We start from the raw sequence: 24,507 nt of genomic DNA on the forward strand, positions 1-24,507 counted from the left end.
CTTGCGGTGGTGGTCCCATGAACCCCGCGCGAAGCAGCGCGGGCGGCGGGGCCGCGCTTCCCCCGCGCCCGATGCCGTGACTCCCACACCTTCGTCAGCAACCCTCCCGGATTTCGTGCGCCTGCTGGCGGCGGCTGACGGCGCGACCCACGGAATCGCCGCCGTGCTCGAGCACCTCGCCCCGGCGATCGGCGTCGAACGGCTTACACTCGATACGGCGAACGGCGCCGCGGACCCCGGTGCAGTACCGGGAACGGGTGAGGGCCCAGAGGCCCGGCGGGCTCTGGTGCCCGTCATGGCCGGCGAGACCCGGGTCGGCACGCTCATCGTGCATGGCAAGAGGGTGCTGCCCCCCCAGGCCACGACCCTCGTGGACGATGTGGCCGCGCTGCTCGCGGTGGCCATCAGCCGTGACGCCTACCTGCATGATCTCGAGCAGGAGCTGACCGCCCGCGTGAGTGAAGTCGCCGATCAGCGCGCGTTCATCGAGTGCATCGTCGATTCGCTCCCCCTCGGCCTGTACGTGGTGGACCGGGAGTTCCGCATTCAGGCGTGGAATCACAAGCGCGAAACCGGCCTCCAGGGCGTCGCGCGCGCCGATGCCGTGGGGCGATCGATCTTCGAGGTGCTGCACCGCCAGCCCGCGGCCCTGCTCAGGAAGGAGTTCGACGAGGTGTTCGCCTCCGGTCGCCTGCAGCAGTTCCAGATGGAGAGCAACGCGTTCGGAACCACCCGGACCTTCCGCATCTCCAAGATTCCCATGCGGATGGGTGGGCGCGACGTCACCCACGTCATCACCATCGGGGAGGACATCACCGACTGGCGGGCAGCGCTCGACCGCACCGCGCAGGCCGAGAAGCTGGCGGCACTGGGGCAGTTGGCGGCGGGCGTCATGCACGAAATCAACAACCCGCTGGCCACAATCGCCGCGTGCGCAGAGTCCATGGCGATGCAGGCGGAGACCGGCACGGGTGTTCCGCCGGCCGAGCTCCTGCACATCATCGACCTCGAGGTGCAGCGCTGCAAGAAGATCGTGAACGGCCTGCTCGATTTCTCGCGACCCAAGGCGCTGGGACGTGAATCGCTGGATCTCAACACCGTGGTGCAGCAGGGGCTCTTTCTGCTGCAGCACCATCCGCGCTTCAAGCGGGTCAAGGTTATCACCGAACTCGAGGCCAACCGCCCGCTCATGGTGGAGGGTGACGCCGATCAGCTGGTGCAAGTGCTCATCGCCCTCGCGATGAACGCGCTCGACGCTTCCCCCGAGCAGGGGCGTGTCGTCATCCGGACGCGGTTCGCCCATGCCGCCGACCTGCTGCAGGCGGTGTTCGAAGTGGAAGACGACGGGCCGGGGATCCCGCGCACGCTGCAGGCCAAGGTGTTCGAGCCGTTCTTCACCACCAAGGCCCCGGGGCAGGGGACCGGCCTCGGACTGGCCATCTGCTACGGCATCGTGGTGGACCACGGCGGCACGTTGGAGCTCGTTTCCGCAGAGGGACAGGGGGCCAACTTCCGCGTGTCCCTGCCCGTGCTCGGCACCGCAGGCAATGCGGCCCGCGACGCCCTCGGTACGCTCGCGGCGGTCAACGCGGCGGAGCAGCCATGACCACGCCGGCAACCGGGAGCGCGGTGCTGGCGGGCGAGTCCCCCATCCGGGTACTCATCGCCGAGGATGAAGCGCACTTGGGGGCAATCCTCGAGCAGTTCATGACGGCCCGCGGGTTTCAGGTGCGCATGGTGCGTGACGGTCGCTCGGCGCTCGAGCTGCTGCGCCGCGAACTCTTCGACGTGGCCCTGCTCGACGTGGTCATGCCGGAGCTCGACGGGCTCGAGGTCCTGCGTCTCGTGCGCGAAGAGCTCATGCCCCCCGAGGTCATTGTCATCACCGGCAACGGGACCATCGAGACGGCCATGGCCGCGCTCAAACTGGGGGCGTACGATTTCCTGTCCAAGCCGTATCGCATGGCCGAAATCGAGGCGTTGGTACGGCGAGCCTGGGAAAAGCGCCTCCTGGTGCGGCGCAATCGGCATCTTGCGGCCCGCCTGCACCGGGAGGAGACGCCTTCCGTATTCCTCACGCAATACGCCCCGTTGCGGGCCGTGCTGGCCATGGTGCACCAGTTCGCCGCCAGTCCGCTCCCGGTGCTTGTGACCGGCGAGGCCGGCACCGGCAAGCGGCTGCTCGCCCGGGTGCTGCACGACCAGGGCGGACGCCCGGAAGCGCCGTTCATTCGTGTGGACTGTGAGACGCTTACGGCGGCCACGGCCTTCGATGAACTGCTTGGGGCGCCGACCGGCGCGGGGCCCACGGCAGACGACAGCGCCGACCGTGCCGTGGGCGCCCTCGAGCTGGCGGCCGGTGGCACCCTCTATCTCGAGCATGTGCACGCCCTGCCCATCGCGGCGCAGGCGGCGCTGTGTCACATCCTCGACGACGGCGCGTTCGTGCCACGTCGTGGAGAGCGGCGTGTACCCCTCACCGCGCGCCTGGTGGCATCCACGGCACACGACCTGGCGGCCGGTGTGGCGAAGGGGACGGTGCACGAGGGCTTCCTGCATCGTGTGGCCAGCATGCGGGTCGTGTTGCCCGCCTTGCGCGACCGCCCGGTCGATGTGGTGCTGCTGGCCCATCACTTCCTCGCGGCGGCGTCTCGCGGGCGTGGGTTGCGTCTCAGCGACGAAGCCGCGGCGACGCTGGAGCGGCACTCGTGGCCAGGCAATGTTCGCGAGCTGCAACTCACCATGCAGCGCGCGGCGCTCGTGGCGAAAGGGGCGGTGGTGCAGGTCAGCGATCTGACCTTGGCTGGCGCCAGCACCGGCACCGGGGCTGGCACGCCGGTGGCCGGGTCCGCCGGTGCGGGCGCGTCGCTCGATGACCTGGAACGCCAGCACATCGCCGAGGCACTCGAGCGCACGGGATGGCATCAGGGACGCGCGGCGGAGCAGTTGGGCATTTCCCCCAAGACCCTGTACCGGAAGATTCGCGAATACGGATTCAAGCGGCCATCGGGGCGCAACACATGAAAATCCTGGTCATCGAAGACGATCCCACCGTGGGCGAGTTCGTGCGACGTGGCCTCGAGGAACAGCGCTGGCACGCGGACTTGTGCAACAACGGTCTCGAGGGGGAGCGGCTCGCCACCGCGCAGCCGTACGATCTCATCATTCTCGACATGCGCCTCCCGGGACGAAACGGGCTCGACGTGCTGCGCTCGCTGCGGGCCAAGGGGTTCGAGCGTCCGGTGCTGGTGCTCACGGCACAGGACGCGGTGGACGCCAAGGTCGAGACCTTGCGCGCCGGGGCCGACGACTACGTCACCAAGCCCTTCGCCTTCGAGGAACTGCTGGCGCGCGTCGAAGCGCTGCTGCGTCGGCCTCGGGCCCTGGCGAGTCCCCTGGTGACCGTCGGGGATCTCGAGCTCGATCAGGGTACGCGCGAGGTCCGGCGGGGCAGTGAGCCGATTGAACTGACTCCCAAGGAGTTCGCGGTGCTCGAGTACCTCATGCGCCACGCCGGCCGGGTCATGAGCCGCACGCTCATTACCGAGTATGCCTGGGGGTACCACTTCGATCCCGGCACGAACATCGTCGACGTGGTCATCAATCACCTGCGCAAGAAGATCGACGCCAAGCACGAGAAGAAGCTCATCACGACCGTCCGCGGGGTCGGTTACATGATTCGCGCGTAGCGCAGGCGGCATGGCCATGCGCTCCATCCGCGCGCGCCTCACGTGGGCGTGGACGGCGGCCTCCATCGGGTCGCTGCTCGTGTTTTCGGTGTCGCTGCTGGCGGTCCGTCGCGAGATCCTCTTTCGACAGCTCGAGGAGCGCGTCCAGAACGAGGCCCAGCATATCGTGAAGGCCATCGAGCTCGCGCGCACCACCGGCACCGAGCCCATGCTGATCAAGCAGGACCCCCTGGCGGCCCGCTCGGTCGGGCAGCGTATGGGCGCCTTCCTGTCCTTGCTCGACGGCTACGTGCTGGTGCAGGACAGCACCGGCTACGACATCTACGCCTCGCCGCAGGTCAGCACGCTGTCCGTGTCCGATCGTGACCGGTTCAGCCGGTCGGCCCGTGAGTCCCGCGTAGACAACGGCATGCAGCGCGTGCGCCTGTTCAACGACGAAGTGCTGCTGGCGGCGCGCGACGTTCCGCTCAGCGACGACGCCAGGTACCGTGTGTACGCCGCGCTGAGCACGCGGGAGATCGATGAGGCGCTCGACAGCATCGCCAATACGATGTTCGTGGTGTCGCCCATCCTCGTCATCGTGTCCATGCTGTTCGCGTGGGTCATTGCCGGGCGGGCCTTCCGACCCATCGACCGCATCATCGACCAGGTCGAAGCCATCACCGACGGTCGGTCGTTGCATCGCCGCCTGGCCATCGGCGCGGCCGGCGAGGAACTCGCGCGACTGTCCGCCACGCTCAATGCGTTCATCGAGCGCATTGAAACCTCGTTCGGTGCGCTGCGTCGCTTCACCGCCGACGCCAGCCATGAGCTCAAGACGCCGTTGGCCGTCATGCGCGCCGACGTCGAGCGGGCCATGTCGCCCACCTCCAGCGAGACCGATCAGGCCGTGGCGCTCGAGGAAGCGCTGCAGCAGGTGACCCGCATGGCCGACCTCGTGGACTCGCTGCTCACGCTGGCGCGCGCCGACGAGGGGCGGTTCGACCTGTATCGCGAACCGGTGGAACTGGCCCCACTGGCCCGCGAGGTGGTGGAGACGGCGCGCCTCCTCGGCGAAGACGCGGGATTGGTGATTCTGGCAGAGCACTTCGAGAACGCGGAGGTCCTGGGCGACCTCACGCGACTGCGGCAGCTGTTCCTCAATCTCGTCACGAATGCCATCAAGTACACGCCGCGCGGGGGGACCGTGGAGATCTCCCTGCAGCGGGACGAGGAAGTGGTGCGTTTCGCAGTGCGCGACACCGGCATCGGCATCGCCGCCGCCGACCTGCCGTATGTATTCGAACGCTTCTGGCGCGCCGATCGCGTGCGGTCACGCGCCAGCGAACGAGGTGGATTTGGTCTCGGTCTCGCCATTGCACAGTGGATCGCGCAGGCGCACGGCGGCTCCCTCGACGTGCAGTCCCGTCTGGGGCGCGGCAGTACCTTCACCGTGACGCTGCCGCTCGCGGGCGCTCCCGGCTCCGGCATGACGGGGGAGTATCAGTCGATTGTCAATAGCACGGAGGGGCCGATCGACATGAACGGAATGCTAACTGCGGATTAATCGGATCCTAATCTGGCAATCATTGCCGGATCATCTCCAGGCGGTAGAATCGGCCAGTCACCCGCGGGCGCTCCGTGGGCCGACGTTGGTAGCCCGTACCCCGGACCAGCGAGATGTTCAATAACCTGATCGAGTCTCAGGCAAAGAAGCAGAAACGCGCCGGCGGGTCCTTCATGTCCTTGGTCGTTCACACTGCCATCGTGGCCGCGCTCATCGCGGTGACGAAGGGTGCCGGTGCGGCCATCGAGGACGAGAAGGTCGAGAAGTTGGACTTCGTCGAGGTCAAGAAAGACGAACCCAAGCCGCCCGAGCCGGAAAAGCCACCGCCACCGCCTGACGTTGTCGCGGCGCCGCCGCCACCGAAGGGTTTCCAGTTGCTTTCGGCTCCAATCGAAATCCCCAACGTCATCCCTGAGATCGACCTGTCCAAGAAGGTCACGGACGAGGCCGACTTCTCCGGAAAGGGTGTCGCCGGTGGTATCGCGAAGGGTGTCGAAGGTGGGAAGGCCGTGGTGCCACAGGGCGATCAGCCCTACTTCGACTTCCAGGTCGAAAAGCCGGTCGTCATGGCGCCCGGCGCCCAGGGACCGGCCTACCCCGACATGCTCCGCAGCGCGGGCATCGAAGGGCAGGTGCTCGCCCAGTTCGTGGTCGATACGACCGGCCGCGCGGAAATGAACACCTTCAAGGCGCTCAAGTCCGACAACGACCTCTTCACGACCGCCGTCCGGAACGCGCTGCAGCGTATGCGCTTCCTGCCTGCTGAAGTGGGCGGACGCAAGGTCAAGCAGCTCGTGCAGCAGCCGTTCCAGTTCTCACTCAATCGCTAAGCCACCACCGTTTCCCAGGAGAAAGCACGATGGGTATGGATATCATGGACCTTTGGCACGAGATGGGTTGGTTTGCCAAGGGTATCGTTTGGACGCTGCTGATCATGTCGGCCTACTCGACCGGTATCATCATCCAGAAGTGGTGGCAGATGCGGAAGGCGCAGGGCGAAACCCGCAAGTTTGCCCCGGAGTTCTCGCAGTTCCTTGAAGAGGACAACCTCAACGAGGCCATCAAGCTGGCGGAAGGTTACAAGAAGTCGCACGTGGCGCGCGTGCTGGGCGGCGCCCTCGGCGAAATCCGTCCCCTGATCCAGGACGGCTCGGTTACCGTGGCCGACATCAACTCGGCCGAGCGTGCCGTCGAGCGGGAAATGCTCATGACGGTCGTCGACCTCAAGCGCGGCCTCGGCGTGCTCGCCACGGTCGGTGCCACGGCGCCGTTCGTCGGTCTCGTCGGTACGACCATGGGTATCGTGAACTCGTTCACGGCCATGTCCACGTCGGGCGCCGGTGGTATCTCCTCCATGGCGGCCGGTATCGCCGAAGCCCTCATCACCACGGCCATCGGTATCGGCGTGGCCATTCCGGCGGTGTGGGCGTTCAACTACTTCCAGACGAAGATCGACAATCTCACGGCCGAGATGACGTACACGTCGAAGGAAATGATCGACTACCTCATCAAGGGGGTGTCGGGTGAGTTCGGCCGCTCGCGCTTCACGCGTGAGTTCAACACGGCCGGCCAGACCCCGATCTCGCACTAATCACCGTCGGTCCGGTGGCGCGCCCCCAGAACGGGGCGCGCGTCAGCCGGGCTCCACGCAAGGAGTAACGCATGGGCATGAGTGCAGGTGGCGGCGGCGGCGTCAAGGCCGATCCGAACGTCACTCCCATGATCGACGTGATGCTGGTGCTCCTGATCATCTTCATGATCACCATTCCGCAGATCAACGCGGGCTTTACCGCGGTGCCGCCCGAGGGCCAGAACCTCAAGCCGCACCCGGAAGAGGACGGAGACCAGGTGCTCGGTATCGACGATCAGGGTCAGTATTACCTGAACAAGAAGCCGGTCCGCAACGAGGATCTCGAAACGCTCGTGCGTGAGATCTACGGGGTGGAAGGGCGCGATGACTACATCATGTACGTCAAGGCCCACAAGGACCTTCAGTACCTCAAGGTCATCGACGCCATGGACAAGCTCTCGCGCAATGGTGTGCGTGTGGCAGCCCTCATCACTGAACAGGCACCGGGTACCGAGTCGCTCGTCGAGAGCGACCGCCTGCGGCCGGGAGGCAACTGACGATGGGCATGTCCGCAGGTGGTGGTGGCGGCGGCGGTCTCACCAACGAGATCAACGTGACGCCCATGATCGACGTGCTCCTCGTGCTCCTCGTGATCTTCATGATCATCGTGCCGATGAGCCGCAAGGCCATCGACACGCAGCTCCCCGACCCGAATCCGCAGCAGGCGCAGCCGAATGCGAACCCGGATCAGATCGTGCTCGAGGTCCTGCCCGACGACAAGTACGCGATCAACAAGGAACCGATCGACAAGGCCAAACTGTTCGAGCGCCTCAAGTCGATCTACGATCCGCGCCCGGACAAGATCATCTTCGTCAAGGGTGACACCATGACCACCTACGCCAACGTGGTGTGGGCCATGGACCAGGCGCGTGGCGCCGGGGTCAAGGTCATCGGCGTCGCGCCCAAGTAAGGGGCTGGTCGAGGGCACCTCATAGGCTGTTCTGGTGTTCAATACGGCGGGCGAACCCATTCGGGGTCGCCCGCCGTAGTACATTCGACGGGCCCTCGGTCGGCACCCCTGCCGCCCACCCCGTCGTTGCGTCGTACCTTTCCCACTGCCGCATGGCCGGACGTCCGCCAATCGAACCGTTCACCCTGACGACCCCCGATCCCCCGGCGCGGCCCCGATATCGGCCGCCCATCGGGATCCCGGTCGACTCGCCGCGGCGTGTGCGCAGTCTGGTATTGGCCGTGCTCCTGCACGTGGCCATCGTCCTGCTGCTCATCGTGCCGTTCACGTCGCCCGAGCTCCTGCGCGCCGTCATGGGCGCCGGGGGGCTGGGGCCGGCGGGTGGCGGCGGCGGCGGGAACAGGGGCGCCGGTGGCCGCATGATCGAGGAGCGGCTCCTGTACGTACCCATTGCGCCCACACCGGCGCCGGCGCCTCCCGTACCGGTACCGCCGCGGCCGCAGGTGCTGCCCCCCATCACGCCGCCACCGGTGGAGAAGCCCAAGGTTACCCCACCGGAGACGCCGCCCCCCCAGTCAACCACGGCGCCGGCCGCCGCGGCGGCGCCCACGGCGGCCACCACACCTGCGGCCGGTGCAGGCACAGGCGTGGGCACGGGAAATGACGGCAGCGGCGGCACCGGGCCCGGTAGCGGTGGCGGTGTTGGCTCAGGCGTCGGCACCGGGCGCGGCAGCGGCGTCGGCGCCGGTACGGGCGGCGGGCCTGGTACGGTATATCCGCCGGCCCCCACGGAGCTTTTTCTCCCGCCGCTCCCCGTACCCAACAAGGCGAAGGGCACGATTGTCGTGGTCTTCGATGTCGACTCCACCGGCAAGGTGCTCGACCTGCAGTTCAGCCCCACCAAGGATGGGGCCTACAATCGCAAATTGCGTGAGGCGCTCGTCTCCATCCGCTTCCGCCCGGCGGTCAATGCACAGGGCGTCCCCGTTCGCGCGCGCGCCGAGATTACCTACTCGCTGTGACCCGCGCAGCGCACTAGTTTGCGCTAGCGTTTCAGGCCGCGCGTGAGTTCGCCTGCACCGCGTGTACACTCCCCTCCCGAGGCGCTCGCCTCCCCCCACCTCCCAGATACGTCATGGGGCTGTTCGATCGTAAGCCGATCGTCGCTGCCGACGACGGCGAGCACGGCATGCGCCGCACGCTTGGCGCAGGCGATCTCGTCATGCTGGCCATCGGCGCCGTGATCGGTGCCGGCATCTTCTCCTCCCTCGGTACGGCCGCCGCCGGTGAGACCCTCGCCGACGGGACGGTCGTGCGCTACGGGGCAGGGCCCGCGCTGGTGCTCTCCTTCGTGCTGCTCGGCGCTGTCTGCGGACTCGCGGCACTCTGCTACGCCGAGTTGGCGGCCATGATCCCCCAGGCCGGTAGCGCCTATGCCTACTCGTATGCCACGCTCGGGGAAATCGTCGCCTGGATCGTGGGCTGGGCGCTCATCCTCGAGTATGCCGTGGGGAACGTGGCGGTGGCGATCGGATGGGGCGGGTACTTCAACGCCCTGCTCAGCGGGTTCGGCATCGAACTCCCCGGCTGGCTCACGCACGGCTACTGGAATGTGAAGGCCAGCAGTGATCCCGCCGTGCGCGCATTGCTCGACACCGCCCCGCGCATTGCCGGCGTGCCCGTCCTGGTCAACCTCCCGGCCTTCAGCATCGTCGCCGCCATCACGGCGCTGCTCATGCGGGGCGTCAAGGAGAGCACCCGGGCGAACAACATCATGGTGATCATCAAGCTCATCGTGCTGGGGCTGTTCGTCATCGTGGGGGCGTTGCACATCGATCCGGCCAACTACAAGCCCTTTGCCCCCAACGGATTCACCGGCATCCATCAGGGTGCCGCCATCGTCTTCTTCGCCTATATCGGTTTCGACGCCATCTCCACGGCCGCCGAGGAAACGAAAGACCCGCAACGCAACCTGCCGCGCGGCATCCTGGGCGGGCTCGCCATCTGCACCCTCATCTACGTGATCGTCGGCTTCGTGGCCACCGGCCTCGTGCCGTACGATCAGCTCCGCAGCTCCGACCCGCTGGCCAAGGCGCTCTCCCTCGCCGGCCTTGAGACCGCCAGCTGGATCGTGGCCGCAGGCGCCGTGGTGTCCATGTCCGCAGTGCTGCTGGTGTTCCAGTACGGCCAGCCGCGCATCTTCTACGCCATGGCGCGCGATGGCCTGTTGCCACGCTTTGCCGCCAAGCTCGATCCCAAGACACGCACGCCCAAGGTCACCACGCTCATTACGGGGGTGCTCGTGGCGCTGGGCGCGCTGCTGGCCGATGATGCCGCGACCTATGACCTCACCAACATCGGTACGCTCGCGGCCTTCGCGGTGGTCTGCATCGGTGTGCTGGTGCTCCGTATCCGCGAACCCGACCGCCCGCGCCCCTTCCGAGTCCCGTTCGTGTGGGCCGTCACGCTCATCGGCGCCGGCGCCTGTGTCTTCGTCATGAAGGGACTGCCCGTCAGCGCGTGGATTGCGTTCGGCGTATGGATGGCAGTCGGCCTCGGGCTTTACTTCGTCTACGGCTATCGCAACTCCGTGCTGCGCACCGGCGCCACGGATCGCTGAGCGCCGGCTCACCTTCTTCCCGTCCCATGGCACATCTTTCCGCCGACACACCCGCCGCCACCCCCGGCAAGAAGGGATTCCTTGGCATTGGCTTTACCGGCTGGATCATCATCTCGATGATCGTCGGGATCCTCATCGGGTGGCTTGCCCCGGAGTTCTCGCAGAACCTCAAGCCGCTGGCCAACATCTTCCTGCGCATGATCAAGTCGCTGATCGTGCCGCTGCTGTTCAGTACCCTGGTGGTGGGCATCGCCGGTCACGGCGACGACATGAAGAAGGTCGGCAAGCTGGCGCTGCGTTCGATCATCTACTTCGAGGTGGTGACCACGCTTGCGCTCGCGATCGGGTTGATTGCCGTCAACCTGGCGAAGCCCGGCGTTGGTCTCGCCATCTCGGCGGCCGGCGATAGCGAGGAGTTCAAGGCACTCGCTGCCAAGACGCCCACCTTTGCGTCGGTGCTCGAGCACACCGTACCGCAGAGTTTCTTCGAGGCGGCCGCACAGAACGAGGTGCTGCAGATCGTCTTCTTTGCCATCATCTTCGCCGTCGCGCTCGCCAAGGTGGAAGGGCCGTCGAAGAAGTTCATGATCGACTGGCTGCAGTCGCTCAGCGACATCATGTTCAAGTTCGTCGGCATCGTCATGGCCTACGCCCCCATCGGGATCGGGGCCGCCATCGGCGTCACGGTGGGCAAGAGCGGCCTTGACGTCATGCTCAACCTCGCCAAGCTCGTGGGCACGCTGTACGTGTCGCTCATCGTGTTCGTCGTAATCGTGCTGCTGCCGGTCGCGCTCCTCGCCCGGATCGACATCAAGCGCTTCTGGGCGCTGGTCAAGGAACCGTGGCTCATCGCGTTCTCCACCGCCTCGTCCGAAGCGGCCTTCCCGCAGGCCATGCAGGCCATGGAGAAGTTCGGTGTGCCGCGGCGTATCGTGTCGTTCGTGCTCCCTACCGGCTACTCGTTCAATCTCGACGGCAGCACGCTGTATCTCGCCATCGCCTCGGTGTTCGTGGCACAGGCCGCCGGGATCGACATGCCCATCGGGACGCAGCTGCTCATGATGCTCACGCTCATGCTCACCTCGAAGGGCGTGGCGGCCGTCCCGCGGGCAAGCCTCGTAATCCTCTCCGGCGCGCTGGCGCAGTTTGGCCTGCCACTCGAAGGCATTGCCATCATTCTCGGCGTTGACGCCATCATGGACATGGCGCGTACCTCGGTGAACTTGCTGGGGAATTGTCTCGCCACCGCCGTCATGGCCCGCTGGGAAGGCGAATTGAAGGACGGCCCGGTCACCGAGCCCGTCCCCGCCTGAACGCAGGTGGCGACAAGGACAAACGGGCCGATCATCATGATCGGCCCGTTTGCGTTTCACGGCCACACGCCACGATGCACGTGAAGCGGCATCCCCGCGCGAACCAGACGCAGAGTGCGGCTAGACTTCGACCCCCAACAGGCGCCGCGCACGCCGTACCGCGCCGCGCGCGGCGTCGACGTCGTCGCTGCGCACGGTGGCGCCGGGCACCGCGCTCTTGAGACGCTGCTCGAGTCGCTTGCGCACCAGCGAGCCGCGGGAGAGCAGCCCGCCTGCCAGCGCCACCGGGATGGCGGCTCGCTCGTCGGTGAAGCAGCGTCGGGCGAGGGTGCGCACATGCAACGCCAGCTCCTCCACGCAGAACGAGATCAGGGCGTTGGCCCGCAAGTCACCGGTGCCCGCCACCTGCGCCACCACCGGCGCAAGCAGCGCCAGCGTGGCGGGTGTGGCGGTGGCCGCCCACGGAATCAGGTCGTCCAACGTCTCAAGCTCGAGGGCCGTGAGCACGGCACCTGTCAACGCCGTTTCCGGCTCGCGGCCATCGTGCGCAGCCGTCACGACGCTCAGAGCACGGCGCCCGAGCCAATGCGCGCTCCCCTCATCCCCCACGTTCGGTCCCCACCCGCCGCAGCGCTCGAGACGCCCGTCCGGTGCCTTGGAGTAGGCCACCGAGCCGGTGCCCGCAACGAGCAGCACGCCGGCCGAGTCGCCGAACGCATCGTCCATGGCAATCACCGCATCGGCCTGGACGGACACATCATCGGCCACGCGATGTTTGGCGAGGGCAGACCAGAGCGCCTGCGCCGCCCGTTCCTGCCCCGCGCCAGCCACGCCAACCACGCACACGGCCGGTCGCGTCTCCGTACGCTCCACCGTGGCGAGCGCGTCCTGAATGAGCGCCTTGATGATGTCCGCCGCCGCTCCCTCGGCACCGGGGCGCAGGGCGCTGCCGGGGCCTTCGACGCGGGCGAGCACAGTGCCCGCGGCGTCGGCCAGAAGCACGCGCGTGTGGCTTCCACCACCATCCACGCCCACCACCAATGGCGTCGGGTCAAGAGGTCCGGCGCTCATCTGACACTCCTCGATGCGAGCGACGCGCCGGCCGGGTCGGCGGGCGCCGCGTGGGTGAACGACAACAACATGCCCGTCACGAAGGTAATCGTGAGGCCGATCAGTACGTACCACGGCCAGGCTATCGTGGCCACCCCCCCCAGCGTGGGAGCCATGGATGGGTAGGCCGCCACGATCTGCTTGGCGAACACGATGAACGCCATGCACCCGATCCCCACGCTCATTCCCACGATGGCGTCACGCTGGTTGGCACGGTCCCAGAACATCCCGAGAAAGAACCCGCCCAGCAGGCCACCTTGGGTGAACGAGGCGATCGACAGCGCGATCACGACCACCGGCGTGCCCTGCTCCTTGAAGAGGAGGGCGCCCAGGGTGAGTCCCACGCCCCACACCAGGGCGAAGAGCTTGCTCACCTTCAGCGTCCGCGGGTCGTCCGCACTGCGCCCGGTGAAGGGTAGGTAGATGTCGTAGGTGGACGACGCGGCCAGAGCGTTGATCGCCCCCGAGTGCGTGCTCATGGTCGCGGCAATGATTGCGGCCACGATCAGGCCGATCAGGCCGTGCGGCATGCGCTCGATGATGAACGTGGGAAAGATCTGGTCGGCCTGCGGGAAGGACTGCCCGTTGTAGACCACCCAGAGGCCCAACCCCACGAAGAGGAACAGCGTCATCTGTGCGAACACCGCAAACCCGCTGCCGATGATCGCCACCTGCGCCTGCGCTAGCGATCGGCTGGAGAGCAGGCGTTGCACGATGATCTGGTCGGCCCCGTGCGACGCCATCGCCAGGAACGCGCCCCCGATCAGACCGGCAAACATGGTGTGCGGGCGGTCGAACCCGGCGTACCAGTCGATGACCTGCAACTTGCCGGCGGCCCGGGCACGGTCTACGATCGTGCTCCACCCTCCCTCCACGGCATCACCGAGCAGGATGATCGCGGCAATGCCCCCCAGGACGTAGATGCTCGCCTGCAGCAGTTCGGTCCACACCACGGCCTTCATCCCGCCGCGATACGTGTAGATCACCGTCAGCACACCCAGCACCAGGATGGCCGCCGGCATGGTGTACTCGCGCGGCATGACCGGCCCAATGATCAGCGCCACCGGAATGGCCGTGGCAAACACGCGCACCGCGTCTGCCATGGCGCGCGTGATCATGAACACGATCGACGTGAATCGACGAGTCGCGAGGCCGAAACGCGTCTCCAGCAGCGCATAGGCCGTCACGAGGTTGCCGTTGAAGTAGCGCGGCAGCAGCGTGTACGCCACAACGATGCGTCCCAGGATGTACCCGCCCACCACCTCCAGAAAGCCGAGGTTGCCGGTGTACGACAACCCCGGAATGCTGATGAAGGTGAGCGCCGAGGTCTCACTCGCCACGATCGAGAAGAGAACCGCCCACCACGGGATGGCACGCTCGGCCACGAAGTAGTCGTTCGCCGACTTCTGGTCGCGCCCGATGTACATGCCCAGGGCCGTGGTGCCGCCCAGGTACAACAGCAGCACCAGCAGGTCGAGAAGATTGAAGGTGCCGCTCACGCGTCCCTCGACTTACGCGATGACATACGCCTCCATGGCGAAATACTCCGCCAGGCCGAGTTGGTCGAGCTGGCGTGCCGTCGTCTTGTTGCGCTGTTCCACGCGCTGCCAGAACTCCCGCTCGTCCTGCCCGGGAAAGGGGGCCGAGTCCTTCTGCGACTGATGCTTGAAGATCGCCTGAATCTTCAGGGTCAGCTCCTCCTGCGACAACGGCACCAGCACCGTGGCCTCCGTCACCGGCCACTCCTGCCAGGCGCCACGATAGAGCCAGATCTCGGGGCGTGCGCCAGCCTGCGCGCCGCTGTAGACCTCGGCCACGGCGCGGTCGATCGCTTCCTTGCACATGCGATGGGTGCCGTGCGGGTCCGACAGGTCGCCGGCCACGAAGATGAGGTCGGGCTTGAGCTCGCGCAGCAGCTGGGCCACGATCGCCACGTCGGCCGGCCCGATCGGATCCTTGCGCACCTTGCCGGTCTGATAGAACGGCAGGTTGAGGAATCGCGCGTGTGCCTTGGACAGGCCCATCACCTCGATGCCGCTCACCGCCTCCGACTCACGGATGATGCGCTTGATGTCCTGCACCTCGGCAATGTCCACTTCACCGGGCTGCTTGCGATCGAGAAAGGCGTGCACCGTCTCCGCCAGCGCCCGCACATTCGCGCCACCGCCGATGCGCTCGGCGTCGAGGCGCACGAGGAAGTCGAGATACCGGCGTACATCATGGTCGAAGACGGCAATATTGCCGCTCGTCATGTACGCCACCGTCATGTCGTTGCCGTTCTCCACGAACTTGCGGAGGATGCCGCCCATGGAGATGACGTCGTCGTCCGGATGCGGCGAGAAGCAAATGGTGCGCAGGCCGCGCGGCAGCTTGCTTTTGCCGCGAATCTTGGCGCCGAGCATGTTGAACACGAGGCCGTTCACGGCGCCCGGGGAACCGTGCCGCGCCACCAGGGAGGTGAGGTGATTGTCGGCATAGTCCTGCTGCGTGAGCTTCAGGATGGCCTTGCCGCACTTCGCCGCCAGCCACGTCACGGCGCGCAGCATGAGGGCGTCCCCCCAATGCACTTCGTCCAGCAACCAGGGCGTGGCCACCCGCGTCAGATCGACTGCCGCCGAGTCGTCCACGTAAAAGGTCGTGTTCGGATGGCGCTGCAGGAACGTCGCCGCCACCGCCCGGTCGATCTCGCCTTCCACGGCACGCCGCACGATCCCGGCCTTGTGCTCACCGGTCGCGAGGATCGCGATCTCGCGTGCCCCCATGATGGTGGCAATGCCCATCGTGATGGCCTCGCGCGGCACGTTCTCCTCGCCGAAGAAATCGGCAGCCGCATCACGGCGCGTGATGCTGTCGAGGTGCACGAGGCGGGTTTGGCTCTGTTCGCCGGAGCCCGGTTCATTGAAGCCGATGTGCCCGGTCTTGCCGATGCCGAGCAGCTGAAAATCAATGCCCCCCAGGGCGGCGATGCGCGCTTCGTAGGCGGCACACGCGGCCTCCACGTCGGCCCGGGGTAGGGACCCGTCGGGGATGTGCACGTGCGCCGGATCGATGTCCACGTGCGAGAAGAGATTCTCCCACATGAACCGATGGTACGAGTGGATGCTGTCCCGCCGCATCGGGTAGTACTCGTCCAGATTGAACGTGACCACATGGCGGAAGCTCAGCCCTTCCTCGCGGTGCAACCGGATCAACTCGCGGTACACCCCGATCGGCGTGCTGCCGGTCGCCAGCCCGAGCACGAGTGGTCGAGCGGCGCTCGCGTGCTCGCGGATGAGCGTGGCTATGCGCCCCGCCACCGCCCGCGCCATCGCGCCGTGTTCATCGATGATGATGGTGGGAATGCGCTCGCGCGCGGTGCCGGTGACACCGGCATGAACGAAGGGCGTACCCGCAACGCGCACAGGCCCGCCGCTCGACTCGAGCGTGCGGGCCTGCACCTGATCACGGGCCGCCGTGGATTCGGAGGCCATGAACGGAAAATCGAAGATGGTGAAGAATGATCGCCCGGCGGGCGATCGGACGCGTCACGCCGAGAACGAACTGCCGCAGCCGCAGCCGCCGGTGCTGTTCGGATTCTTGAACGTGAAGCCCGAGCCCTGCATCGAAGAGACGTAGTCGATCGTGGTGCCGCTGAGGTACTGCGCCGAGAACGGATCGACGAACACCTTGATCCCCTCGATCTCGACCGTGATGTCGTCGTCCGCCGACTTGTCTTCGATCACGAGCCCGTACTTGAAGCCGCTGCATCCACCGGGCATCACCGACACGCGCAGGCCGCCCTGCTCGACGGTCACCCCCTCGGCTTCCATGAACTTGCGCACTTCGGCCACGGCTACAGGCGTGATGATCACCATGACGTCCGGCTGCTGCATCGTGCTCATACTCGTCCTCCGAAACGGTCGGCTCGGTCGCCGACCCGATGGACTGCACCCACGTGGTCTGCTCGCCCTCGCGAGCCGCCCCCTCGTGGGCGTCAGTTCGTGCTACGCGGATAATAGCGAGAGGATCACTCCCCTTGCAAGAAACACTCGAGGCGGGGCGAGGATCCCTTTGCCCGTCACTCAGTGCATCACGCCACGGGCCAGCGGCCAGTCGCGCCGCCGCCTCCGGCGCTGGGATCACTGCCCAGGGGAGGCGTCGGGGGGCGTGCCGCTCATGGCCCCGCTCACGGCGTCAGCCAGCCGGCTGCGCACCGCGCCGATGCGGCTGTTCTGACGCGTGGGATTCACCCGATTGGTGAGCAGGACCACGAACAGGTTGCGCTCGGGGTCCATCCAGAGCGACGTCCCCGTGAACCCGGTGTGCCCGAACGCGCGTCGCGACAACCGCTGTCCCGCCGAATTGCGACCTGTGGGCGTCTCCCACCCCAGCGCCCGCAACGAGACCGTGGGGTTCTGCACGGTGGTGAACTGCCGGATCATGGCGGAGTCCAGCACCTGCCGTCCATCCAGTCGGCCGCCGTTGAGGTACAAGCGGGCAAAGCGCGCCAGATCGGTGGCCGTGGAGAACAGCCCGGCGTGGCCGGAGACCCCACCCAGTCGCGCGGCATTCTCGTCGTGCACTTCGCCCCGCAGCTTCCGTTGCCGCCATGGATCCTGCTCCGTGGGTGCCGTGCGCCCCCGCCACGACGCCGGGGGCAGGTACCGGGTGTCCCGCATCCCCGCCGGACCGAAAACATGACGCGGGCCATACTCCGCCAGCGGTTCGCCACTGATCCGCTCCACCAACCGGCCCAAAAGGATGAAGCCCAGATCGCTGTACACGAAGCGGACCCCCGGCACCGTGTCCAGCGGCGTGGCCAGCACCAGCCGCCACGCCTCCTCGGGCGTATCGGCCTCCTTGTACAGGGCACGCCACGCCGGAAGCCCCGCATGGTGCGACAGCAGGTGGCGCACCGTGACCCCCGCCGCGACAGGGGCCGTCCACTCGGGCAGGTAGCGTACCACCGGCGTATCGAGAGCGATCGCGCCGGTCGCCACCATCTGCATCACCGCACTCGTGGTCCCGACCACCTTGGTCAACGAGGCCAGATCCCAGACCGTCTGCGCGGTCGGTCTGGAGGCATCGGCACTGTCGAGACGCCCCGCGCCATACTCGGCCACAATGCCCTCGCGCGTCCCCACCACGGCGTAGCCGCCCGGAAATGCCCCCTCCGCCACGGCGCTCTCAAGCACGATGCGCAGACTGTCCGCCACCGCGCGCTGCATGGATGAAGAGACCGCGGCCCCAGCGGCGACCGGGCGCGCGGGCGGGCGCACTGTCGACTGGCACGCGGCAAGCAGCAAGGACGCGGCAGCCCTGCATACCCACCGCGTGCGGGGACGTGATAGCTTCCAGGACGGGACCGACCGAAGCGGCCGCCGGATATGGGGAGTCGTGCCGGTCATGTGTTGGCAGGGATGGGGCGCACCGGGGGCGTGGCGCGGGGGGCCGCGTGAACGCAGCCGGAACTTACTGTGGAGAGGAAGCGCGTGAACGCGACATGGGCAGGACCGCACGGCAGGCTGCGACGCTGGTCGCTGCTTGCGCTGGCCGCCGGGGTGGCCGCCGGGGTGGCCGCTTGCGCCGGGCGGCAGGGGGGGGCAGGTCCGGCCACCGACGACGGGGCCGACCTGCCGCCGGGGCTGCGCACGCGTGCTCTCGATCGCAAGGTTCGCCCCGGCATTACGGTGCTCCTCGACGACAGCGTGAAACTCATTGCCGGCAAGCGCGTCGCGCTGGTCACCAACCAGACGGGTGTGGACGAGCGTGGCCGGCGAACGGTGGATCTGCTCTTTTCCGATGCGCGTGCACAGCAGGCATCGGTCAAGCTCGTGCGCCTCTTTGCCCCCGAGCACGGCGCGCTTGGCACCTACGATCGCGAAGGGCTGGGTGACGAGCGGGATGTGCGCACTGGCCTCACGGTGCATTCGCTGTATCAGCGCACCACCATGGCTCCGCCCGACAGCCTCCTGCAGGACGTGGACGTGCTCGTCGTGGACCTGCAGGACATCGGGACTCGGACCTGGACGTATGTGGGCGTCGTGCTCTACGCCATGCAGGCCGGCGAACGGCGGGGGATCCCCGTGCTCGTGCTCGATCGCCCCAATCCCCTCTCCGGTGCCTTCACCGAGGGGGCCCTCCTCGATTCGAACCTGGCCAACGCCGAGTATCCCACGGGCACCAACCGCACCAACGGGTTCGCCGTTTACCCCTCGCCACTGCGGCACGGCCTCACCATGGGCGAACTCGCCCGGCTGTTCCAGGCCAACCTCAAGATGGGCACGCGACTCTCCGTCATCCCCATGCGCAACTGGCGACGACGCATGTGGTTCGACGACACGGAGCTTCCCTGGGTCCGTCCATCGCCCAACATGCCCAATCTCACCTCGGCGCTCCTCTACCCGGCGCTGGTGCCCTTCGAGGCGAGCAACGTGTCGGTGGGGCGCGGCACCGAGCAGCCCTTCCAGCGCATTGGCGCCCCGTGGCTGCGTGCCGATACGCTGGTACGCCTGCTCGAGGACCTGACGCTCACCGGCGTGAAGTTCCGCGCGGAGCGCTTCACCCCCGACAAGCCGGGGGACAACAAGTATCCCGGGCGCAGCATTCCTGGCATTCGGCTGGAAGTGACCGATCGGGAACGCGTGCAGCCGGCACGCATCGGTGCGGCCTTGCTCTGGGCGCTCCATCGCGTGCACGGGGATTCCCTCCGCCTCACGCTCCCGGGCTTCGACCTCCGCATGGGCTCGGCGCGGGTACGCGAGGCCTTGCTGGCGGGGCGGGATCCCGACGCCGTGCTCGATCGGCTGTTGCCGCAGGTCGTGGCCTTCGAAAAGGACGCCCGTCGCTTCCATCTCTACCGTTGACGTGGGGGGAGTTCTAGCTTTCCCGGGCTGCCCCCGAGCCCAAAGCCCTCGGGCCAGCGCCCGGTCGCGCCAGTCGAGATCGCTCCACCGCGCCCGGTCCAGTCACTGTTGCCCTGATGAAAGCCATCTGGAACGCCATCGTAAGCGGATACCTGAAAGTCATCGCCCCCGTGGCAGACTGGCTGGTCGCGAAGCGTGTGCGTCCCAATACCATCACCACCGTCGGGACGCTCTGCACCTGTACGGCGGGGGTGATCTTCGCGACCGGCCACATCCGAACCGGGGGCTGGTTCCTCGGGCTCACGGCACTCTTCGATGTGCTCGATGGCACGGTAGCGCGACGGACGGGGACCACCAGTCTGTTCGGCGCCTTCTACGACTCCACCCTCGACCGGGTGGCAGACGGCTTCCTGCTCGGCGGGCTCGTGGTGTTCTACGCCACGCATGTGCAGCACGCCAATCAGGGCATGGTCATCGTGGCAACTCTGGCGCTCATCGCCACGTTCCTTACGTCGTACACCAACGCGCGCGCCGAAGGGCTCGGCTTCTCGGCGCGTGTGGGCGTGCTGCAGCGCCCTGAGCGCATCACGCTGCTGGCCGCGCCGCAGGCGTTCTTCGGCCTGGCGCTGCACGGCTGGGTGCTGGCCACGATCGTGACGCTCCTCATGGTCACGGCGTGGGTCACGTTCTTCCAGCGCATGGCGTATGTCTATCGCACCGCCACGGCTGCTCCGACACCTACTTCTCCTGGAGAATAAACGCAGTGTCCGACTCGACCCGCGGGACTCCCGCGAACATCGCCCCGGCCACGGGGAAGCTCGCCATCTTCACGCCGGGGCTCGGCGCCGTGGCGACCACCTTCATCGCCGGCGTCGAGCGCGTGCGCCGCGGCCTGTCGGTGCCCATCGGTTCGCTCACCCAGATGGCCACCATCCGCCTCGGCAAGCGTACGGACAACCGCAGCCCGCTCATCAAGGACTTCGTACCCCTCGCCTCGCTCAACGACATCGTCTTCGGGGCCTGGGATCCGATCCCTGATGACGCGTACACCGCGGCCACCAAGGCCGGGGTGCTCGTCAAGGACGACATTGAGCCCATCGCCGACTTCCTCAAGAGTATCAAGCCCATGCCGGCGGTGTTCGAAAGCCGCTACGTCACGCGCATTACCGGTGCGACCAACGTGAAGTCGGGCGCGAACAAGAAGGAACTCGCCGAGCAACTCCGCGCTGACATCCGCAATTTCATGGCGGCCAACGGCGCCGAGCGCGGGGCCATGGTCTGGTGCGGCTCCACCGAGACCTACATCAAGGCCGGCCCGCAACACCAGACGATCGAAGCGTTCGAAAAAGCCATGGAGGAGAACGACGACGCCATCGCGCCGTCGATGCTCTACGCCTATGCCGCGATCATGGAAGGCGTGGCGTACTGCAATGGTGCCCCCAACCTCTCCGCCGATTTCCCGGCGCTGGTGGACCTGGCCAACAAGCGTGGCGTGGCCATCTCCGGCAAGGACTTCAAGACCGGCCAGACGTGGATGAAGACCGTCATCGCGCCGGGCATGAAGGCGCGCATGCTGGGCCTCGAGGGCTGGTACTCCACCAACATCCTCGGCAACCGCGATGGCGAAGTCCTCGATGATCCGGCGTCGTTCAAGACGAAGGAAGAGTCGAAGCTCTCCGTGCTGCACACCATTCTGCAGCCCGAGAAGTACCCCGAGCTGTACAAGGACTTCTCGCACGTCGTGCGCATCAACTACTACCCGCCGCGCGGCGACAACAAGGAAGGCTGGGACAACATCGACATCAAGGGGTGGCTCGGCTACCCGATGCAGATCAAGGTCAACTTCCTCTGCCGCGACTCCATTCTGGCCGCGCCGCTCGTGCTCGACCTCGCCCTGTTCAGCGACTTCGCCCAGCGTGCCGGAATGAAGGGCATTCAGGAATGGTTAAGCTTCTATTACAAGGCGCCCACGGTGGCTGCGGGACTGCAGCCCGAGCACGACCTTTTCATCCAGCAGACGAAGCTGAAGAACACGCTCCGTCACCTCATGGGTGAGGACCAGATCACGCACCTCGGGCTGGAATACTATCAGTGACACACACGCGCGCGCGCTGGATCGCCGGCGCGGCTTTCGCGATCACAGCCGGCGCCTTCAGCGCCGGCTGTGATGCCGGCCGCAAGAACATTCGGGAGCTGCGGTTCCGTACCGACTCGTTCGTCATCCGAGTCGCGCCGGAAACCATTCCGACGCGCGCGCTCGAGCCCATCTACTGGCGGGTCATCGTGCACGACCGCGAAAGCGGCGTCCCCATTCAGGGGGGAGAGGGGCGCATCTTCGCTACCAACAAGGACATGAAGACCGTGTCCAACGGGTTCGAGGAAACCGGCGAGCTTGGTACGTATCGCAGCAACCTCATGTTCGTCACCGCGGGCTTGTGGGCCATGGCTATACAGTTCCGGCGTGACTCCACGAAGGAGTTGCAGAAGACGCAGGACTGGACCCAGGATATCCTGGAGGCCGATGAACCCGGCATGAACATCCGGACGCCCATCTCCACGCGCGTCAAGGATTCGGCCAAGACACTGCCCGCGGCGCCGGCCGCGTCGGATTCCGCCCGGAAGCGGGTGCCCTGACGGACCCCCACGGAGACATTGCATGCGGCATTTTCATCGCTGTTCGCTCACACCCGACATGGTGCTCGAGCAGGCCGATCGCTACTTCGGCGAGCTGGGCCTCGCTCGCAGCAGCGCCGACGCGCGCTCGCGCGCCTATGCCGGCGCCCTCGGTGCCATGACCCTCTCGGTCAAGATGGAGGGCGGCCACTACACGTTCGTCGAGGTGCACACCGACCAGGTGGGCGAAAGCCGGCTCGACAAGAACGTCAAGCGCTACTTCAATGCGCTGCACCGCGCTGCCGATCCCCGTCACCTGATCGAGGCCGGGTACTGATGGCGGCGGGACCGCCGACGCCCGGTGAGGATCGCACGGGGCGGAATATCGGCGTCGGATGCTTTACCTTCTTCATCGGCGCCGTGAGCGGGGCCATGTCCGGGGTCGGCATCGGCAAGCTCCTGGGCTTTTTCAATCGCTGCACCCCGGACCCCGGCTTGCCTGCGTGCGAATGGTGGGTGTACGCCGGGTGGGGCGCCGCCATCGGTGCCGTCACGCTCCCGGTAGTCGCGCTGTGGCGCCTCAAGCGCCGCGACCGGGCCGAAGACGCAGTTTCCACATATCGAGGATGACCGAGTGGCTCGTGTAGACGTGATCATGCCGCAGATGGGCGAATCCATCGCGGAAGGGACGGTATCGCGGTGGCTCAAGAAGGTTGGCGACAACGTCAAGCGCGATGAGCCCATTTTCGAGATCTCCACGGATAAGGTCGATGCGGAGATTCCGTCTCCCTCCGCTGGCGTGCTCATGGAAATCCTCGTTGGCGAAGGGATGACCGTGGCGGTGAACACGGTAGTGGCGCGTCTCGAAACCGATGCCGCGGCCGCAGCCGCCGCGCCGGCCCCCAGCGCGCCGGTCCCCGCCGAAGCTGCCAACTCGATTGCTCCCACGGCAGTAGCCGCAGTCGCCCCGGTCGCGGCCTCGGCGGCTGCGCCATCGTCGGCAAGTCCCGCGGTGCCGGCCATGGCGCCGGGTTCACTTGAAGAGCGCCTGCGTACCAAGTCGTCGCCGCTCGTGCGCAAGATGGCCGCCGAGCACGGCGTGGAGATTGGCGGTCTCTCCGGCACCGGCGTTGCCGGTCGCGTTACCCGCAGGGACCTCGACGCCTTCCTCGCCAACCGCCCCGCAGCGGCGGCAGCGGCGCCCGCCGGAGCGTCCATGTACGCCCCGGCAGGAACCGACACACACGGACCCTTGCCCACGCCGTGGCCTGGAGATGTGGTCGAGCCCATGTCGAAGATCCGCAAGCTGACCTCCGACCACATGGCCACGGCGCGCCGGGTGGCCGCGCACGTCACGACCTTCTGGGAGATCGACCTCACCCGTGTGGCGCGTCTGCGCCAGGGGATGCGCCACGCCTTCGAGGCGCAGTCGGGGCAGAAGCTCACCTACATGCCGTTCATCCTGCAAGCGGTCAGCGCGCAGCTCAAGCGGCACCCGGTGCTCAATGCCGCCGTCGCCGGCACCGACATCATCTATCGCAAGCAGGTCAACCTCGGCATCGCCGTGGCGCTCGAACCCGCGGGGCTCATCGTGCCGGTGCTCAAGCGGGCCGATGAACTCTCCCTCACCGGACTCACGCGTGGCGTGAACGACCTGGCGGCGCGTGCGCGCGGCAAGAAGCTGAGCCCCAGCGACGTGCAGGATGCGACGTTCACGATCAGCAACCCGGGGACCTTCGGCTCCATCACCGGCACGCCCATCATTCCCGTGGGAACCACGGCCATCCTTTGCCTCGGCGCCATCGAGAAGCGCCCCAAGGTGATGACGGGTCCCGACGGCGAGGACACGATCGCCATTCGTACCTGCTGCTACTTCTCGCTGTCGTTCGATCACAAGGTCGTCGATGGCGCCGACGCCGATCGCTTCATGGGCGATCTCAAGAAGGCGCTCGAGTCGGTCTCCGAATCCACGGTTTGAACAGCGCATGGCCCGCTCCCTTGCCATCGTGGAACGCCATGTCGGCGACGACGAGCGGGCGGACTATCTGGCGGCACTGGCCGCGCGTAAATCACGCGCGGCGGCCGTGCTCGCTCACTTCTGGGTCTTTGAGCACGCAACGGAACGCGGGCGTTTCGTGGAGTTCACCGAGGCGGCGAGCGATGCAGCTATCGCATCGCTCCACGGCCATGACGCGTCGAGCCATCTGTGGCGTGAAGTACAGGGAGGTTGA

General features: G+C 66.8%; 23 protein-coding genes. 18 read left to right on the forward strand and 5 right to left on the reverse strand.

The features are described 5' to 3' along the window. Positions 1 to 76 precede the first annotated feature (76 nt). The 11 genes from O9271_RS03535 to O9271_RS03585 all read left to right on the forward strand — a co-directional run bounded on the left by O9271_RS03535 (position 77) and on the right by O9271_RS03585 (position 11,708). Positions 77 to 1,606: an ATP-binding protein gene (locus O9271_RS03535; RefSeq protein WP_298266231.1), complete on the forward strand. Its 1,530-nt coding sequence runs from the start codon at positions 77 to 79 to the stop codon at positions 1,604 to 1,606. Next, positions 1,603 to 3,024, forward strand: a complete 1,422-nt coding sequence (locus tag O9271_RS03540; RefSeq protein ID WP_298266232.1) for a sigma-54 dependent transcriptional regulator — start codon at positions 1,603 to 1,605, stop codon at positions 3,022 to 3,024. The genes O9271_RS03535 and O9271_RS03540 overlap by 4 nt, the downstream gene beginning before the upstream one ends. Next, entirely contained in the window at positions 3,021 to 3,689 is a 669-nt protein-coding gene (locus O9271_RS03545; protein ID WP_298266233.1) for a response regulator transcription factor, read from the forward strand. The genes O9271_RS03540 and O9271_RS03545 overlap by 4 nt, the downstream gene beginning before the upstream one ends. A 10-nt stretch (positions 3,690 to 3,699) precedes the next feature. After that, positions 3,700 to 5,235 (forward strand): ATP-binding protein, encoded by a 1,536-nt coding sequence (locus O9271_RS03550; RefSeq protein ID WP_298266234.1) that lies wholly within the window; start codon positions 3,700 to 3,702, stop codon positions 5,233 to 5,235. A gap of 113 nt (positions 5,236 to 5,348) precedes the next feature. Continuing rightward, positions 5,349 to 6,065 carry an energy transducer TonB gene (locus O9271_RS03555; protein WP_298266235.1) on the forward strand — a complete coding sequence of 239 codons (717 nt, stop codon included), beginning with the start codon at positions 5,349 to 5,351 and terminating at the stop codon, positions 6,063 to 6,065. 29 nt (positions 6,066 to 6,094) lie between these two features. Continuing rightward, entirely contained in the window at positions 6,095 to 6,826 is a 732-nt protein-coding gene (locus O9271_RS03560) for a MotA/TolQ/ExbB proton channel family protein (RefSeq protein WP_291262371.1), read from the forward strand. A gap of 71 nt (positions 6,827 to 6,897) precedes the next feature. Next, entirely contained in the window at positions 6,898 to 7,362 is a 465-nt protein-coding gene (locus O9271_RS03565; protein ID WP_298266236.1) for a biopolymer transporter ExbD, read from the forward strand. A 2-nt stretch (positions 7,363 to 7,364) separates the two neighbouring features. Then, entirely contained in the window at positions 7,365 to 7,775 is a 411-nt protein-coding gene (locus O9271_RS03570) for a biopolymer transporter ExbD (RefSeq protein WP_298266237.1), read from the forward strand. Between the two features lie 152 nt (positions 7,776 to 7,927). Then, positions 7,928 to 8,797: a hypothetical protein gene (locus O9271_RS03575; RefSeq protein WP_298266238.1), complete on the forward strand. Its 870-nt coding sequence runs from the start codon at positions 7,928 to 7,930 to the stop codon at positions 8,795 to 8,797. Positions 8,798 to 8,910: 113 nt separating this feature from the next. After that, positions 8,911 to 10,395, forward strand: coding sequence for an amino acid permease (locus O9271_RS03580; RefSeq protein ID WP_298266239.1), 1,485 nt, complete (start codon positions 8,911 to 8,913; stop codon positions 10,393 to 10,395). 26 nt (positions 10,396 to 10,421) lie between these two features. After that, a complete protein-coding gene (locus O9271_RS03585; protein ID WP_298266240.1) occupies positions 10,422 to 11,708 on the forward strand; it encodes a cation:dicarboxylase symporter family transporter in 1,287 nt (428 codons plus the stop codon). 120 nt (positions 11,709 to 11,828) lie between these two features. On the opposite strand, the gene O9271_RS03590 is transcribed toward O9271_RS03585, so the two are convergent. The 5 genes from O9271_RS03590 to O9271_RS03610 all read right to left on the reverse strand — a co-directional run bounded on the left by O9271_RS03590 (position 11,829) and on the right by O9271_RS03610 (position 18,025). Then, positions 11,829 to 12,779, reverse strand: a complete 951-nt coding sequence (locus O9271_RS03590) for a BadF/BadG/BcrA/BcrD ATPase family protein (RefSeq protein ID WP_298266241.1) — start codon at positions 12,777 to 12,779, stop codon at positions 11,829 to 11,831. Continuing rightward, positions 12,776 to 14,317 carry a sodium:solute symporter gene (locus O9271_RS03595; RefSeq protein ID WP_298266242.1) on the reverse strand — a complete coding sequence of 514 codons (1,542 nt, stop codon included), beginning with the start codon at positions 14,315 to 14,317 and terminating at the stop codon, positions 12,776 to 12,778. The genes O9271_RS03590 and O9271_RS03595 overlap by 4 nt, the downstream gene beginning before the upstream one ends. Positions 14,318 to 14,329: 12 nt before the next feature. After that, on the reverse strand, positions 14,330 to 16,288 hold the full coding sequence (nagB, locus tag O9271_RS03600; RefSeq protein ID WP_298266243.1) for a glucosamine-6-phosphate deaminase: 1,959 nt from the start codon (positions 16,286 to 16,288) through the stop codon (positions 14,330 to 14,332). A 54-nt stretch (positions 16,289 to 16,342) separates the two neighbouring features. Continuing rightward, positions 16,343 to 16,699 carry an iron-sulfur cluster assembly accessory protein gene (locus tag O9271_RS03605; protein WP_298266244.1) on the reverse strand — a complete coding sequence of 119 codons (357 nt, stop codon included), beginning with the start codon at positions 16,697 to 16,699 and terminating at the stop codon, positions 16,343 to 16,345. A gap of 237 nt (positions 16,700 to 16,936) precedes the next feature. Next, positions 16,937 to 18,025 carry a serine hydrolase domain-containing protein gene (locus O9271_RS03610; RefSeq protein ID WP_298266245.1) on the reverse strand — a complete coding sequence of 363 codons (1,089 nt, stop codon included), beginning with the start codon at positions 18,023 to 18,025 and terminating at the stop codon, positions 16,937 to 16,939. A gap of 264 nt (positions 18,026 to 18,289) precedes the next feature. Between O9271_RS03610 and O9271_RS03615 the strand changes: the two genes are divergently transcribed. The 7 genes from O9271_RS03615 (at position 18,290) to O9271_RS03645 (ending at position 24,507) form a co-directional block, all read left to right on the forward strand. After that, complete coding sequence (locus O9271_RS03615) at positions 18,290 to 19,663, forward strand: DUF1343 domain-containing protein (RefSeq protein ID WP_298266246.1); 1,374 nt, start codon at positions 18,290 to 18,292, stop codon at positions 19,661 to 19,663. 116 nt (positions 19,664 to 19,779) lie between these two features. Next, positions 19,780 to 20,421, forward strand: coding sequence for a CDP-alcohol phosphatidyltransferase family protein (locus tag O9271_RS03620; RefSeq protein WP_298266247.1), 642 nt, complete (start codon positions 19,780 to 19,782; stop codon positions 20,419 to 20,421). A 5-nt stretch (positions 20,422 to 20,426) separates the two neighbouring features. Continuing rightward, complete coding sequence (locus O9271_RS03625; protein ID WP_298266248.1) at positions 20,427 to 21,758, forward strand: inositol-3-phosphate synthase; 1,332 nt, start codon at positions 20,427 to 20,429, stop codon at positions 21,756 to 21,758. Then, on the forward strand, positions 21,755 to 22,297 hold the full coding sequence (locus O9271_RS03630; protein ID WP_298266249.1) for a hypothetical protein: 543 nt from the start codon (positions 21,755 to 21,757) through the stop codon (positions 22,295 to 22,297). Before O9271_RS03625 ends, O9271_RS03630 begins: the two co-directional genes overlap by 4 nt. A gap of 22 nt (positions 22,298 to 22,319) precedes the next feature. Then, a complete protein-coding gene (locus tag O9271_RS03635; RefSeq protein WP_298266250.1) occupies positions 22,320 to 22,613 on the forward strand; it encodes a hypothetical protein in 294 nt (97 codons plus the stop codon). A 297-nt stretch (positions 22,614 to 22,910) separates the two neighbouring features. Then, positions 22,911 to 24,254 (forward strand): dihydrolipoamide acetyltransferase family protein, encoded by a 1,344-nt coding sequence (locus tag O9271_RS03640; protein WP_298266251.1) that lies wholly within the window; start codon positions 22,911 to 22,913, stop codon positions 24,252 to 24,254. A gap of 7 nt (positions 24,255 to 24,261) precedes the next feature. Then, a complete protein-coding gene (locus O9271_RS03645) occupies positions 24,262 to 24,507 on the forward strand; it encodes a hypothetical protein (RefSeq protein ID WP_298266252.1) in 246 nt (81 codons plus the stop codon).

The sequence above is a fragment of the Gemmatimonas sp. genome (assembly GCF_027531815.1).
Classification (GTDB): domain Bacteria; phylum Gemmatimonadota; class Gemmatimonadetes; order Gemmatimonadales; family Gemmatimonadaceae; genus Gemmatimonas.

Excerpts from the sequence above, each read along its gene's own strand:
- O9271_RS03610 (WP_298266245.1), bottom strand. The coding sequence starts at position 18,025 with ATGCAGCGCGCGGTGGCGGACAGTCTGCGCATCGTGCTTGAGAGCGCC.
- O9271_RS03560 (WP_291262371.1), top strand. The coding sequence starts at position 6,095 with ATGGGTATGGATATCATGGACCTTTGGCACGAGATGGGTTGGTTTGCC.
- O9271_RS03565 (WP_298266236.1), top strand. The coding sequence starts at position 6,898 with ATGGGCATGAGTGCAGGTGGCGGCGGCGGCGTCAAGGCCGATCCGAAC.
- O9271_RS03590 (WP_298266241.1), bottom strand. The coding sequence starts at position 12,779 with ATGAGCGCCGGACCTCTTGACCCGACGCCATTGGTGGTGGGCGTGGAT.
- O9271_RS03575 (WP_298266238.1), top strand. The coding sequence starts at position 7,928 with ATGGCCGGACGTCCGCCAATCGAACCGTTCACCCTGACGACCCCCGAT.
- O9271_RS03620 (WP_298266247.1), top strand. The coding sequence starts at position 19,780 with ATGAAAGCCATCTGGAACGCCATCGTAAGCGGATACCTGAAAGTCATC.
- O9271_RS03545 (WP_298266233.1), top strand. The coding sequence starts at position 3,021 with ATGAAAATCCTGGTCATCGAAGACGATCCCACCGTGGGCGAGTTCGTG.
- O9271_RS03555 (WP_298266235.1), top strand. The coding sequence starts at position 5,349 with ATGTTCAATAACCTGATCGAGTCTCAGGCAAAGAAGCAGAAACGCGCC.
- O9271_RS03635 (WP_298266250.1), top strand. The coding sequence starts at position 22,320 with ATGCGGCATTTTCATCGCTGTTCGCTCACACCCGACATGGTGCTCGAG.
- nagB (WP_298266243.1), bottom strand. The coding sequence starts at position 16,288 with ATGGCCTCCGAATCCACGGCGGCCCGTGATCAGGTGCAGGCCCGCACG.
- O9271_RS03580 (WP_298266239.1), top strand. The coding sequence starts at position 8,911 with ATGGGGCTGTTCGATCGTAAGCCGATCGTCGCTGCCGACGACGGCGAG.
- O9271_RS03585 (WP_298266240.1), top strand. The coding sequence starts at position 10,422 with ATGGCACATCTTTCCGCCGACACACCCGCCGCCACCCCCGGCAAGAAG.
- O9271_RS03550 (WP_298266234.1), top strand. The coding sequence starts at position 3,700 with ATGGCCATGCGCTCCATCCGCGCGCGCCTCACGTGGGCGTGGACGGCG.
- O9271_RS03540 (WP_298266232.1), top strand. The coding sequence starts at position 1,603 with ATGACCACGCCGGCAACCGGGAGCGCGGTGCTGGCGGGCGAGTCCCCC.
- O9271_RS03605 (WP_298266244.1), bottom strand. The coding sequence starts at position 16,699 with ATGAGCACGATGCAGCAGCCGGACGTCATGGTGATCATCACGCCTGTA.
- O9271_RS03570 (WP_298266237.1), top strand. The coding sequence starts at position 7,365 with ATGGGCATGTCCGCAGGTGGTGGTGGCGGCGGCGGTCTCACCAACGAG.
- O9271_RS03645 (WP_298266252.1), top strand. The coding sequence starts at position 24,262 with ATGGCCCGCTCCCTTGCCATCGTGGAACGCCATGTCGGCGACGACGAG.